Raw genomic sequence first — 12,962 nt, 5'->3', positions numbered from 1 at the left:
GAAACACTAGGAGGACCAGTGGGATTCGACGTCAAGCCCAAGTTCGTGACGTTCGACATGAACGGAACGCTGATCAAGTTCAGCATCAACGACACCATGCGTGAGGTCCTGGGCGACCGACTGCCGGCCGAGGCCGCCGATGAGTACCTGCGGATCTGCAAGGCGTACCGGATCGACGAGTGCACGGGCGCCTACCAGCCGTTCCACCAGGTCGTCGCGCGTTCCATGGAACGCGCCTCGCGCTACGTCGGTCTCGAGTACCGCGAGGACGAGGCGCGGGCGGTGTACGAGCGCATCCCCACCTGGGGCCCGTACCCCGGTGTCACCGAGGCACTGAACCGCCTGGCCGAAGAGGTCCCGTTGGTGATCATCACGAACAGCGACACCGCGCACGCCGTGCGCCTCGCGGAGAACCTCAAGGCCCCGTTCGAGGTCGTCATCAGCGCCGAGGAGATGGGCGTCTACAAGCCACGACTCCGCGCGTTCGAGTACATGTTTGACAAGCTCGGTGTGACACCCGACGAGCTCGTGCACGTCTCCGCGAGCCCCATGTACGACCATCGCCCCGCGGCGATCATGGGCATCGAGAACAAGGTGTACATGGACCGCGGCTGGGAGCACGACGAGCACTGGCTCGGCTACGAGCGGATCACCGACATCGCCGACCTCCCCGTCCTCTTCGGCCTCCCGCGCCCCTGACGCCTGAGCCTGAGCGGAGAACTGAGGAAATGATCCACAGCAAGACGGTGGCGGCATGACTCAGCCCCTGCCTCAAACCGTCAAGGGTGACTCGGCTTCAGAAAGGCTCCAGGCCCTGGGACTGAAGCTACCCGTCCTCGCCGGCACCACGTACCTCGTGCCCCACCGGATGGTGGGCTCCACCATCCACCTCTCCGGCCAACTCCCCTTCAAGGACGGCGAGCTGCTGGGTCAGGGCGTTGTCGGCCGGGACGTGGAGCTGGAGACCGCGCAGGAGCTCGCACGCCATGCCGCGCTCAACGCGCTCGCTGCCGCTGTGCAGGCGGTGGGCGATCTCGACCGGGTCAGGATCGTGCAGATGCTGGTCTTCGTGGCCAGCACGCCGGACTTCGGTCAGCAGTCGAACGTCGCCAACGCGGCCAGCGAACTGCTCATCGAGGTACTGGGTGAGAACGGACGCCACGCCCGCACCGCGATCGGTGTCGCCGGGCTGCCTCTCAACACCCCTGTCGAGATCCAGGTCATCTGCACCGCTGTGTAGCGGCGAGCCCATCATGAGCAGTGCGGCGGTGGCCCGGCTTCAACAGGCACTCGACGCCCTCGGCCAGCACGATCGACACCCCGGTGCAGATCCTGCTGGCCGACGCGACGCAAGACAGCGTCGACCGAGTCATCGAGGCGTCCTTGCGGCGAAGGTCCGACCCCGAGGCCACCCGCCGTGAGCGTGCGGGGCAGATCCAGCTCAGGCGTCTCGCCCCTCCCGAAGAGATCGCCGACGCCGTCCTCTTCCTCGCGTCGCCGGAGTCCTCGTACATCCCCGGGGCAACGCACCCCGTCGACGGCGGCCACACCGCCTTTCAGCAGCGGCCCACGCGGTTCCCAGAGACAGATGAAGGACACACCATGAACGCCCTTGCGGCACCACCCCGAAACGGAGAGCTCGGCTTCTGGGTGGCCCAACTGGCCGACAAGAGGCCCTCGTTCCCCCGCTTCACCGGCCAGGACTCCGTCGACTTGGCCATTGTCGGCGGCGGCTATACCGGCCTGTGGGCGGCGTACTTCGCCAAGAAGCTCGAGCCGTCGCTCTCGGTCGCCGTCTTCGAGGCCGAACAGGTGGGCTACGGCGCGTCAGGGCGCAACGGTGGCTGGCTCTCGGCGATGCCTCCGGGAAACCGTGCCACCTTCGCCCGCGCCGGGGGAGGGCTGGAAGCGAGCCGGGCACTGCAGCAGGAGTTCGTCGCCGGCGTCGACGCGGTCCTGGACATCCTCCAGGCCGAAGGCATCGATGCAGATCAGCACAAGGGCGGCGCGCTCGTCGCCGCTCACACTCGGGCGGGGCTGGGCCGGCTTGTCACCAGGCGTGATGCCGACCTGAAGTACGGGCTGACCGACGACGAAGTCCACATGCTCGACCGGGACGAGTTCCGCAGCCGGATCAACATCTCCACCGTCCACGGCGGGCTCTTCTACCAGCACTGCGCAAGGATCCACCCCGCGAAGCTCGCCTACGGCCTCGCCGACACCCTGACGTCCATGGGGGTCAGGATCTACGAGGGCAGCCGAGTGGACAGTGTCGCGGACAAGGCCCTCACCCTGGCCAACGGACGCGTCACCGCGGCGAAGACGTTCATCTGCACCGAAGGCTATTCGGGACAGCTGCTCGGCCGCCGGACCCTGATCCCGGTCAACTCCTCGATGATCGTGACCAAGCCCCTGCCGCAGGAGGCCTGGCAGCAGATCGGCTGGGACGGGCCGCAGTGCCTCAACGACTCCGCGCACACGTTCATCTACGCCCAGCGGACGGCGGACGGCCGTATCGCCATGGGGGGCCGTGGTGTCCCCTACCGCTTCGGGTCCGGCACCGGGGGAGCCGGTGCGACCGCCCAGTCCACCATCGACCTGATCTCGCACAAGCTCAGTACCTTCTTCCCGGACATCCCCTTCGAGGTGGACCACGCCTGGTCGGGAGTCCTGGGCGTCACGCGGGACTGGAACGGCGGCGTGCACTGGGACCCGGCGTCCGGGATCGGATCGTCCTCCGGCTACGCGGGACACGGCGTCACGGCAGCCTACGTCGGCGGCAGGACCCTCGCTGAGCTCGCCTTCGAGCAGGAAACCGAACGGACCACTCTCCCCTGGGTCGGCTACCGGGCACGGAAGTGGGAACCGGAACCCATTCGCTGGCTGGGTGTTCACGCCATGTACCGGCTCTTCGGTATCGCCGACCACTGGGAAGAGCGCAGGGGCTCTAGCAAGACCTCACTCCTGGCCAGATTCGGCAGCCGCCTCGCCGGACTTCACGAGTAAACGAAAAGGGAACTGCTGTCATGGACGCAAAGCTCGCAGTCATCGGCCTGGGCAGCATCGGGAGCATGGCCCTGTGGCAGGCCTCCCGGCTGTCCGACTCGGTAGTGGGCTTCGAGGCCGCCACCCCGGCCCACGGCCGCAGTGCCGTCGGCGGGGACACCCGCCTGTTCCGCATGATCTACCTCGGCAGGCCCGAGTACTACCCCATCATCGAACGCTCCCGCGGCCTGTGGGCCGAGCTCGAAGCGGAAACCGGGCAGGACATCCTCACCACTACCGGCGGCCTGTCCATCGGGACCGCGAACGGCAGCTACATCACCAGCCTCCTCGAGGCAACACGCATCACCGGAGCCGAGCACAGCGTCCTCAGCCGGGAGGAGATGGCCGAACGCTACCCCCAGCACAACCTCCGCCCCGACGACTGCGCCGTCTACGACCCCCGCGCCGGCGTGCTGCGCACCGACCGCGCCGTCAGCGCCGCCGTAGCGGCGGCCCAGGCGAACGGCGCCACCGTCCTTCAGAACACATCCGTGGACCACATCACCGAAACCGACCACGGCGTGGTCGTCACCTCGGGCGACAGAACCTGGACGTTCGAGAAGGTCATCGTCGCCTCGGGCGGCTGGTCCCGAAAACTCATGCCCGACCACCTCAAGGCCGTCACCGAAACCCATCGTCTCGTCCTGACCTGGTTCATCGCCCAGGACGGCACCCAGTTCTCGCCGGAGAACTTCCCCGCCTTCAGCCGGTGGTACGAGGATCGCTCCATGTACGGCGCACCCGCCGTCGACGGCGTGACGGTCAAGGCATCGGTGGACGGACCGCTGGCCGGGCGCGCAAGGGCAACCCCCGACCCGGACGCCGTGCCCAGAGAACTCACCCGGGAAGAAATCGAAAAGGTCACCGAGATCGTCACCGAATTCTTCCCCGGCCTGATCCCCACCATCGCGCGCTCCGACGCCTTCCCCGACCTCTTCACCCAGGACAGGCATCCCCTCATCGGCTGGCTGGATCAGAACAGCAGCATCTACTGCGCCACCGGATTCTCCGGAAAGGGCTTCAAAATGGCCACCGGCTACGGCCACATCGCCGCACACGAGGCGCTCGGCAAACAGACCATCGAAGGCCTGGACTTCGTGCGTCCGGACCGGTTCAAGACCAGGTAGCCCACCCACTTCCGCCGCCTCGGCGCAGTAGCGCCGGTATCGCCATTCGGCTGACGGTCGTTGCGGGACTCATCTCTTGATGTCCCGCCGCCTTGCGCTCGTAGCGGCGGTGCAGGCGTAGGCAGCCGGCGAGCCAGGACGTTGGGGCGGCCGCGCGGCAAGGTGCCTGCCGGGGCAGGTCCTGTTCCGCGCGGCCTCCCGCCGAACCGGACATGACGGTTTCCGTCTTCGCTCTGACAGACGCTCGGGCAGGGTGGCGTCCCGACTGTGCCCAGCGACGAGTGACGGCACGTACTGCGTGTGGGTGCCGGGAGTCACGGCACTTGTCGGCTCTCATCTGTGTGGTCCCATCGACGTGGAGGAGTTCGGCGAACTCACCGACGCTCTGCGCCGCACCCTGTACCTGTGACCGGCACCTGCGGTGGCCCCGTTCGGCGAGGCCGGCGACAGCAGGCAAAACAGAGATCCGGGCCCGGGCGGTTCAACCGCCCGGGCCCGGAAGCTCGGTGTCAGGCCCGTATGAGCCGCGCGATGGCCTGGGATGTCTCGCTGACCTTCGCCTGGGCCTGTTCGCCGCCCTCCATGATGGTCTCTGTGACGCGGCCGTTCAGGTACGAGGGACGTCGGACGATGTCGTCCTTCTGGGCGTGGTATCCGGTCACGGTGGTCTCGCTCTCCTGGTGGGCCACTCAGCGGTCGGCGGGCTGGAAGCCGCGCAGGCGCAGACTGTTGCCGACGACGAAGACCGAGGAGAAGGCCATGGCCGCCCCGGCGATCATCGGGTTGAGCAGGCCGGCCGCGGCGAGCGGCAGGGCGGCGACGTTGTAGGCGAAGGCCCAGAAGAGGTTGGACCTGATGGTGCCCAGCGTCTTGCGGGCCAGGCGGATGGCGTCCGCCGCGACCCTCAAGTCGCCTCGTACGAGTGTCAGGTCGCCCGCCTCGATCGCGGCGTCCGTACCCGTGCCCATCGCCAGTCCCAGGTCGGCCTGGGCCAGTGCGGCGGCGTCGTTGACGCCGTCGCCGACCATCGCGACCGAACGGCCCTCGCTCTGCAGGCGCTTGACCACGTCGACCTTGTCCTGCGGCAGGACCTCGGCGATCACGTGCTCGGGTGCGATGCCCACCTCGGCGGCGACCGCCTCGGCGACAGCCTTGTTGTCACCGGTCAGCAGCACCGGCGTCAGGCCGAGGGCGCGCAGCCGCTTGATGGCCTCCGGGCTGGTCTCCTTGACGGCGTCGGCGACCTCGAGGACCGCGCGGGCCGCGCCGTCCCAGGCGACCGCGATGGCGGTACGTCCTGCCGCCTCGGCTTCGGCCTTGGCGTGCCGTAGCTCCTCCGGCAGGGAGATGACCCTCCCCCACTCTCGGCTTCGCTCGAGCGGGGGGACCCCCATGTCCAGCAGCTTCTCGCGGCCGACGAGGACCGCGTGGCCCTCCACGATGCCCTGGACACCGAGGCCGGCGATGTTCGCGAAGTCCTCCGGCGTGGGCAGCGTACCGACCCGGGCGGCGGCGCCGGAGGCGACGGCCTGGGCGATGGGGTGCTCGGAGGCGTGCTCCAGGGCGCCCGCGAGGCGCAGGACCTCGTCCTCGTCCGTGTGGTCAGCGGTGTGCACGGCGAGCAGCGTCATCTTGCCGGTGGTCACGGTGCCGGTCTTGTCCAGGACGATGGTGTCGACCTTGCGCGTCGACTCCAGGACCTCGGGTCCCTTGATGAGGATGCCGAGCTGGGCGCCGCGGCCCGTACCGACCATGAGCGCGGTCGGGGTCGCCAGTCCCAGGGCGCACGGGCAGGCGATGATCAGGACGGCGACCGCGGCGGTGAAGGCGGCGGTCAGGCCCGCGCCGTTGCCGAGCCAGAAGCCCAGGGTGCCGAGCGCCAGGGCGATCACGACCGGGACGAACACCGCGGAGATCTTGTCGGCGAGCCGCTGGGCGGCGGCCTTGCCGTTCTGCGCGTCCTCCACCAGCTTGGCCATGCGGGCGAGCTGGGTGTCGGCGCCGACGCGGGTGGCCTCGACGACCAGGCGGCCGCCGGCGTTCAGCGTGGCGCCGGTGACCGCGTCTCCGGTGCCGACCTCGACCGGCACCGATTCGCCGGTGAGCATGGAGGCGTCCACAGCGGAGGCGCCTTCGACGACCACACCGTCGGTGGCGATCTTCTCGCCGGGGCGTACGAGGAACCGGTCGCCGACCTTCAACTCGCTGACGGGGATGAGTTCCTCGCGGCCTCCGCGCAGCACTGTGACTTCCTTGGCGCCCAGCTCCAGCAGGGCCTTCAGTGCCGCCCCCGCCTTGCGCTTCGACCGCGCCTCGAAGTACCGCCCGGCCAGGATGAAGGCCGTGACACCCGCCGCGGCCTCCAGATAGATGTTCCCGGCGCCGTCGGTCCGGGCGATGGTCAGCTCGAAGGGGTGTGTCATGCCGGGCGTACCGGCCGTACCGAAGAACAGCGCCCACAGGGACCACAGGAACGCCGCCGATGTACCGACGGAGATCAGCGTGTCCATGGTGGCTGCGCCGTGCTTGGCGTTGGTCCAGGCGGCCTTGTGGAAGGGCCAGGCGGCGTACGTCACCACGGGCGCCGCCAGCGTGAGCGACAGCCACTGCCAGTACTCGAACTGCAACGCCGGGATCATGGCCATCGCGATCACCGGCACGGCCAGGGCCACGGCGGCCGTCAGGCGCTGGCGCAGCGGCCGTAGTTCCTCGTCCTCCTGTTGCGCGGTGCCGTCGCCTGCTTCCGGATCGGCGCGTACGGGCTCGGGCTCGGGCTCGCGCGCCGTGTAACCGGTGGCCTCAACCGTGGCTATCAGGTCGGAGACGGTGACGTCCTCGCGGTAGGTGACCTTGGCCTTCTCGGTCGCGTAGTTGACGGTGGCCTCGACCCCGTCCATGCGGTTGAGCTTCTTCTCGATGCGAGCGGCGCACGAGGCGCAGGTCATGCCGCCGATGGCCAGTTCGACCTCGGCGGCACCGGGTGTGGTGGTGGTCATGTCTGCTCCTCGGAACTCACGGGCACGATGTGCGACGGCGGGGACAGGGGGCCGCGAAGAAGGCGCGGCCCCCTCCCGGCGGGTGGGTCAGGCGGCCACGCGGCCGGCGAAGTCGTAGCCGGCCTCGTCGACGGTCTTGGCGATCAGGGCGTCGAGCGCCTCGTCGGGCTCGGTGGCGGTGGTCACAGTGACCAGGCCGGTGCCGATCTCGACGTCGACCGCGGTGATCTCGTCCAGGCCTTCCACGGCCTTGGTGACGACGCCCTGGCAGTGGGCGCTGCCGACGCCGTCGACCTTGTAGGTGGTCTTGATCTGCGCGCTGGTGTTGCAGCTTCCGTCAGGGGTGCAGCAGTTCGACATGGGATTCTCCACAGTTGGTGAGCAGATACCGGGTGGGGGTATCGGGCAACGGCTCATGTATACCCCCCTCCCGTATCTGCCGCAAGGGGTGACTGCACTTCGTTATACCCCTATGGGGTATGTCGACGTGCGTGTCGGTGTCGATCGATACGAGGTGAAACTCGATGGCGACCTGACCGCCGGCAAGGCTGGTGACGTGACGCTGACGGGCATGCGCACTGAGGCGCGCGGCCCTCACCGGGCTCCGGTGCGGGCCGCGCCCGAAGGCTCCTTCCGGAGGCTGCCGCGGCATGCTCGCCGCAGCAAACAAGCCATTCGCTTGACGAGTTAACCCAGTGTTTCGGGACTGGTGGTCGATCACTGCCGACGAGCCGCTAGGATCACGGCATGGTTACGGCTTGGTCGCTCCGGCGCATCGTCAGGACCCGCTCCGGTGCGGGTCCGCTGCTGCGTGTGCTGGCCCTGGCCGTGCTCCTGTTCGGCTTCCTCGTGACGCACGGCGTCCATGTGGAGAGTGTCCAGGGACACCTCTCCACCAGCGCAACCACCCCCGCCGCACTGCAGGCCGATGGCGTTCACCATGCGGCCGGCGAGCCTGCGCGGCTGTTCGCCGCCGATGCCGACGATCACCATGGCGGCCATGAGACGTCACACCCTGGCGAGCACTGTGCATCCGGGCAGCCGCAACAGGGTTCCGCCCTGGTTTCGCCCTGCTTTGCAGCGTCGGTTCGTGAATCGACCAGTGCCTACGACGACTCAACCGTGCGCGGGCCGGCCACTGGTAGGCCCATGGACGGTGCGTCTCCCGTGGCTCTGAGAGCGGTCTCCGTGGTGCAGCAGGTCTAGGAGTACGAACTCCTCAAACTGGCCTGCCGACTGTCATCGGTTCGGCTGGTATCGCGCGACGAGCGTCCTGTCCCGTGCTCATGATGGGACCTCACGTTCGTCGAAGCCGTCCTGCCCCACCCATGTCTGCGCCGCTCTCCGACGTTGCCGGAGACGTGGCGGCAGCGCGGAGGACCTGTGCCGACACATTCCCGTACGCACGCGCACGCCCCATGGGCCCCATACGGCCCACCCCTGTGGCGCCGACTCGCCTCGGCGATCCGCGGCGCCTTCGTCATGGCGCTCATTCTGTGCGCCGTCATGCATGGCGCGTCTGAGGAGACGCACGCGTCGGCGTCCGTGCCTGCCGGATTCTCGGCGATGGCAGCAGACGAGGACCCTCACGGCCCCCACGCTCCCCACGGGGCCGAGGCCTGCGCGGCGGACGTGATCGTGCGTACCGCGGCTGAGTCGAGTGAGGATCTTCCCCTCGGCGCGCTGGCCGTCGTCGTACTCCTTGCCGTGTCCCTGTCTCTGGGACGACCCCTCGTACGGCATGAACGCCGTAGACGTCGCAGCGCACGCACCGGCCGCATGGCGCTCGTCCGTACGTCGCGGTGGCGGATCTAGACCACTCGCTCGCAGCCGACAGACTTCGCGGCTGCCGCGTGCCCATGCCTGAGCGCGGACTCTTGGTCTGCCTGACGGCCGTGACACGCGAGATGAACCCGCACCCGGTATTCATCGAGCGAGAGTGAACACACAGACATGCAGTCATTGACCAAGGCCACGGTCGACCCGGGCCGGTCCGCCCTGTCCGGCCTGGTGGGCAACACCCCACTGCTGCGGGTGTCGGAGCCGCTGGCCCCGGCCGGGCGCGGCTTCTGGGCCAAGCTCGAGGGCTTCAACCCCGGCGGCATCAAGGACCGTCCGGGCCTGCACATGGTGGAGCGGGCCCGGGCCCGGGGCGATCTGCGGCCTGGCGGACGGATCATAGAGTCCACCAGCGGGACCCTGGGCCTGGGGCTGGCGCTGGCCGGGATGGTGTACGGCCACCCGGTGACCCTGGTCACCGATCCGGGGCTGGAGTTGTCCATGACCCGGTTGCTGACGGCGTACGGCGCCCAGGTCAACGTCGTCTCCGAGCCTCATCCGACGGGCGGCTGGCAGCAGGCCCGCCGTGAGCGCGTGCAGCGGCTGCTGGAGCAGCACCCCGACTCCTGGTGCCCGGACCAGTACAACAACCCTGACAACGTGGCCGCTTACACTCCGCTGGCTCTCGAACTCGCCTCCGAGATGGGCCACATCGACGTGCTGGTGTGCAGTGTCGGCACCGGCGGTCATTCCGCGGGCGTCTCCCGGGTGTTGCGTCAGCTCTACCCGGAGCTGACCGTCGTGGGCGTGGACACGACCGGTTCGACGATCTTCGGCCAGCCCGCGCGGCCTCGTCTGATGCGCGGACTGGGCTCCAGCATCTATCCCCGCAATGTCGCCTACGAGAACTTCTCGGAGGTGCACTGGGTGGCCCCGGCCGAGGCGGTGTGGACGTGCCGCCAACTGGCCGCCTCCCACTACGCCACCGGCGGGTGGAGCGTCGGCGCGGTCGCGATGGTGGCCGGCTGGCTGGCCCGGACGATGCCGGCGGACGCACGGATCGTCGCCGTCTTCCCCGACGGCCCGCAGCGTTACCTGGGGACGGTCTACGACGACGACTACTGCGCCGCCCACGGCCTGCTGGACTCCCCACCGGCACCCGAACCGGAGCTGATCGGCCGCCTGGACGAGAAGGAGGTCACGCGCTGGACCCGGTGCACCACCGTGGTCGATCCCCTCACTCTGCAAGGCGCGGAGCACGACGTCGCCGAGGCCGCGCCGGCTGTCGAGTCCGACTCCTCCGAGGAGGGCCGGTGAGAGGGCTGTTCACCCAGGTCCGGTCGTACGAACGCAGCGTCCAGCTGTTGATGGTGAACCAGTTCACCATCAACCTTGGCTTCTACATGCTGATGCCGTACCTGGCCGCCCACCTGTCCGGAACGCTGGGCCTGGCCGGCTGGATAGTCGGACTCGTCCTCGGCGTACGGAACTTCAGCCAGCAGGGCATGTTCCTGGTCGGCGGGACGCTCGCGGACCGGCTCGGCTACAAGCCGATGATCGTCGCCGGTTGTGTGCTGCGTACTCTCGGCTTCGCGACGCTCGGGCTGGTGGACTCGTTGCCCGCGCTGCTGGCCGCGTCCGCGGCCACCGGGCTGGCCGGGGCGCTGTTCAATCCGGCCGTACGGGCGTACCTCGCGGCCGACGCGGGGGAACGCAGGGTCGAGGCGTTCGCCCTGTTCAACGTGTTCTACCAGGCCGGCATCCTGCTGGGCCCCCTCGTCGGTATGGTCCTGACCGGGGTCGACTTCCGCGTCACCTGCCTGGTGGCGGCCGGGATCTTCGCGCTGCTGAGCGTCGTACAGATCCGCGCGCTGCCCGTCCGGCGGGCCGAGGACGGCAAGCGGCAGGAGAGCGACGGTGGTCAGGGCGTGCTCGCCCAGTGGCGCGGCATCCTCGCCAACCGGCCGTTCATACTGTTCTCCATCGCCATGATCGGCTCGTACGTCCTGTCCTTCCAGGTCTATCTGGCGCTGCCGCTGGAGGTGCGCCGGCTCGGCGGCGACGGGGAGTTCGGTACGGCTGCGGTGGCGGTGCTCTTCGCCGTGTCCGGGCTGAGCACGATCCTCGGCCAGACGCGGGTGACGGCCTGGTGCAAGGCACGGTACGAGCCCGGGCAGGCGCTCGTGCGGGGGCTGGCGGCCATGGGCCTGGCCTTCGTGCCCCTGCTGCTCGCCACCGCCCTGCCCGTACCGGAGTCCGGGATCGGGCTGTGGCTGCTCGCGGCAGTGCCGCCGACGCTCGCCGCGCTGCTGCTGGCCGTCGGCACGATGATCGCCTACCCGTTCGAGATGGACACCATCGTCCGCCTCTCCGGTGACCGCCTCGTCGCTACCCACTACGGGCTGTACAACACGATCTGCGGTATCGGCATCACTGTCGGGAACCTGGGCACGGGCGCCGCCCTCGACGCCGCCCGCGCGGCCGGGATGCCCGCACTGCCGTGGATCACGCTGTGTGTGCTGGGCCTGGCGTGCGCGGCCGCTCTGTACGGCCTGCATCGCACCGGCCGACTGGCGGCGCAGCCCGCCTCCGAGCCGCTCGCCGCGACCGTCTGACCCACCGGCCCACCGGCCCACCGGCCCACCGGCCCACCGGCCCACCGGCCCACCGGCCCACCGGCCCACCGGCCCACCGGCCCACCGGCCCAGGGGCGGGGCACCGCACGGTGCCCCGCCCCTGCTGGGCCTGCCTCTTCCAGGAGCCTTCGATGCCCGCCCCTGCCGTTTCCCTTCCCAAGCCGACCCCGTTGCAACTCCGGCCCTTCCGGGCAGTGCGCTACGAGGCGGACCGTGTCGGCGACCCGTCCGAACTCCTCGCCCCGCCCTACGACGACCTTGACCCAGCCCGGGTCCGCGCGCTCCGGCGCCACCCTCACCACGTGGCCCGCCTGCTGTACGTGGACACACCGCAGGGCGCCGCCCGCGAACTGGGGCGCTGGCTGCGACGCGGCGTACTTCGGCGCGACGAACGGCCCGCCCTGTATGTCTACCAGCAACAGCGCGGCGCCCGAATCCTGCAACGTGGCCTGATCGGCGACCTGTTGCTGCCACGCCAGGCGGGACAACTGCTGCCGCACGAAGACGTCTCGGCCCATGTCGTCCGGCAGCGCGCCGCCCATATGTCAGGGCTTCGCGCCCAACTGGAACCACTGCTGCTGGCCCACCGAGGCGCCGAGTCGACGACTGCCCAACTCGTGGACCACGTCACCCGCCGTACGCCGGTCGCCGTCGCCCGGATCGGACAGATCACGCACACGTTGTGGGTCTGCGATGACCCGGCGGAACTCGCGTTCCTCGTCAGTGGTCTGGCCGTCGGGCAGGCACTCATCGCCGACGGCCACCACCGCCACGCCGCCTGCCTCCAGCTGAGCGGAGACGCGGCAGGGCCGTGGGCCAGCAGCCTCGCCCTGCTGGTCGATACCGTGACGTTTCCTCTGCGGCTCTCCGCGATCCACCGAGTGCTGCCGGCACTGGAACCGGAGAAAGCCGCACGCAACGCGGCCGAAGTGGCCCGCGTCCTCCCGCTCCCCGGAGGCCCGCGTCCGCCCGAGCCCGGCGAACTCATACTGACCGGCGGGGGAGAGGCCTGGAGCATCACCGATCCTGACCCCGGGGCCGTGCGAGCAGCGCTGGCAGATCATCCCAGCCAGTGGGCGCAACTCCCCGCCGGCGTCAGTGACCACCTGCTGCTCCGTCACGCCTGGTCCGTACCCGACTTGCCCGGTGCCATGACGTATCTCCATGACATACGTCAGGCCGCGGCGGCCGTGTCCGCTCCGGGCAGCGGCAGCGCGCTCCTGCTGCCCGCGATCAGTCAGGACACGGTGTGGGAACTGGCCGGTGCCGGAGTGCTGTTGCCCCGGAAGTCCACCTCGTTCGGACCCAAGCCGACGGCCGGTCTGGTGATGCGTGTGCTGGGCCTGTCGTAGCGCCGTTCCGGTGCCCTCGACGCGGAT

General features: G+C 69.4%; 13 protein-coding genes. 9 read left to right on the top strand and 4 right to left on the bottom strand.

The window, feature by feature from the left end:
• Nucleotides 1-18 precede the first annotated feature (18 nt).
• The 5 genes from CES90_RS41600 (at nt 19) to CES90_RS41580 (ending at nt 4,581) form a co-directional block, all read left to right on the top strand.
• Nucleotides 19-699, top strand: a complete 681-nt coding sequence (locus tag CES90_RS41600) for a haloacid dehalogenase type II (protein WP_189788091.1) — start codon at nt 19-21, stop codon at nt 697-699.
• A 55-nt stretch (nt 700-754) separates the two neighbouring features.
• A complete protein-coding gene (locus tag CES90_RS41595; RefSeq protein ID WP_189788090.1) occupies nt 755-1,240 on the top strand; it encodes a RidA family protein in 486 nt (161 codons plus the stop codon).
• 83 nt (nt 1,241-1,323) lie between these two features.
• Nucleotides 1,324-3,006: an FAD-binding oxidoreductase gene (locus tag CES90_RS41590; RefSeq protein ID WP_232791364.1), complete on the top strand. Its 1,683-nt coding sequence runs from the start codon at nt 1,324-1,326 to the stop codon at nt 3,004-3,006.
• 20 nt (nt 3,007-3,026) lie between these two features.
• Nucleotides 3,027-4,172 carry an N-methyl-L-tryptophan oxidase gene (solA, locus tag CES90_RS41585; protein WP_189788088.1) on the top strand — a complete coding sequence of 382 codons (1,146 nt, stop codon included), beginning with the start codon at nt 3,027-3,029 and terminating at the stop codon, nt 4,170-4,172.
• 253 nt (nt 4,173-4,425) lie between these two features.
• Complete coding sequence (locus CES90_RS41580; RefSeq protein ID WP_189788087.1) at nt 4,426-4,581, top strand: hypothetical protein; 156 nt, start codon at nt 4,426-4,428, stop codon at nt 4,579-4,581.
• A 100-nt stretch (nt 4,582-4,681) separates the two neighbouring features.
• On the opposite strand, the gene CES90_RS41575 is transcribed toward CES90_RS41580, so the two are convergent.
• From CES90_RS41575 to CES90_RS41560, 4 genes are all read right to left on the bottom strand, one after another.
• Entirely contained in the window at nt 4,682-4,834 is a 153-nt protein-coding gene (locus tag CES90_RS41575; RefSeq protein ID WP_189788086.1) for a hypothetical protein, read from the bottom strand.
• Nucleotides 4,835-4,861: 27 nt separating this feature from the next.
• Nucleotides 4,862-7,168 carry a heavy metal translocating P-type ATPase gene (locus CES90_RS41570; RefSeq protein ID WP_189788085.1) on the bottom strand — a complete coding sequence of 769 codons (2,307 nt, stop codon included), beginning with the start codon at nt 7,166-7,168 and terminating at the stop codon, nt 4,862-4,864.
• 87 nt (nt 7,169-7,255) lie between these two features.
• A complete protein-coding gene (locus tag CES90_RS41565) occupies nt 7,256-7,528 on the bottom strand; it encodes a heavy-metal-associated domain-containing protein (protein ID WP_189788084.1) in 273 nt (90 codons plus the stop codon).
• A 357-nt stretch (nt 7,529-7,885) separates the two neighbouring features.
• The gene (locus CES90_RS41560) at nt 7,886-8,170 is read right to left on the bottom strand and encodes a hypothetical protein (RefSeq protein ID WP_189788083.1); all 285 of its coding nucleotides are present in this window, start codon (nt 8,168-8,170) and stop codon (nt 7,886-7,888) included.
• A gap of 564 nt (nt 8,171-8,734) precedes the next feature.
• Here CES90_RS41560 and CES90_RS41555 point away from each other — a divergent pair.
• The 4 genes from CES90_RS41555 (at nt 8,735) to CES90_RS41540 (ending at nt 12,935) form a co-directional block, all read left to right on the top strand.
• The gene (locus tag CES90_RS41555; RefSeq protein WP_232791363.1) at nt 8,735-8,983 is read left to right on the top strand and encodes a hypothetical protein; all 249 of its coding nucleotides are present in this window, start codon (nt 8,735-8,737) and stop codon (nt 8,981-8,983) included.
• Nucleotides 8,984-9,121: 138 nt separating this feature from the next.
• Entirely contained in the window at nt 9,122-10,264 is a 1,143-nt protein-coding gene (locus CES90_RS41550) for a PLP-dependent cysteine synthase family protein (RefSeq protein WP_189788082.1), read from the top strand.
• Nucleotides 10,261-11,562 carry an MFS transporter gene (locus CES90_RS41545; protein WP_189788081.1) on the top strand — a complete coding sequence of 434 codons (1,302 nt, stop codon included), beginning with the start codon at nt 10,261-10,263 and terminating at the stop codon, nt 11,560-11,562. The genes CES90_RS41550 and CES90_RS41545 overlap by 4 nt, the downstream gene beginning before the upstream one ends.
• 152 nt (nt 11,563-11,714) lie before the next feature.
• Complete coding sequence (locus CES90_RS41540; protein WP_189788080.1) at nt 11,715-12,935, top strand: DUF1015 family protein; 1,221 nt, start codon at nt 11,715-11,717, stop codon at nt 12,933-12,935.
• Nucleotides 12,936-12,962 lie beyond the last annotated feature (27 nt).

It is taken from the genome of Streptomyces capitiformicae (assembly GCF_002214185.1).
GTDB lineage: Bacteria > Actinomycetota > Actinomycetes > Streptomycetales > Streptomycetaceae > Streptomyces > Streptomyces capitiformicae.
The sequence above is the reverse complement of the archived record's forward strand: the minus strand, read 5'-3'. Positions and strand labels throughout refer to the sequence as shown.

What these genes read in the sequence shown, in the direction of transcription:
- CES90_RS41560 (WP_189788083.1), bottom strand. Translation starts at nt 8,170, where the DNA reads ATGGCCGCCATGGTGATCGTCGGCATCGGCGGCGAACAGCCGCGCAGG.
- solA (WP_189788088.1), top strand. Translation starts at nt 3,027, where the DNA reads ATGGACGCAAAGCTCGCAGTCATCGGCCTGGGCAGCATCGGGAGCATG.
- CES90_RS41540 (WP_189788080.1), top strand. Translation starts at nt 11,715, where the DNA reads ATGCCCGCCCCTGCCGTTTCCCTTCCCAAGCCGACCCCGTTGCAACTC.
- CES90_RS41555 (WP_232791363.1), top strand. Translation starts at nt 8,735, where the DNA reads ATGGCAGCAGACGAGGACCCTCACGGCCCCCACGCTCCCCACGGGGCC.
- CES90_RS41565 (WP_189788084.1), bottom strand. Translation starts at nt 7,528, where the DNA reads ATGTCGAACTGCTGCACCCCTGACGGAAGCTGCAACACCAGCGCGCAG.
- CES90_RS41595 (WP_189788090.1), top strand. Translation starts at nt 755, where the DNA reads ATGACTCAGCCCCTGCCTCAAACCGTCAAGGGTGACTCGGCTTCAGAA.
- CES90_RS41550 (WP_189788082.1), top strand. Translation starts at nt 9,122, where the DNA reads ATGCAGTCATTGACCAAGGCCACGGTCGACCCGGGCCGGTCCGCCCTG.
- CES90_RS41570 (WP_189788085.1), bottom strand. Translation starts at nt 7,168, where the DNA reads ATGACCACCACCACACCCGGTGCCGCCGAGGTCGAACTGGCCATCGGC.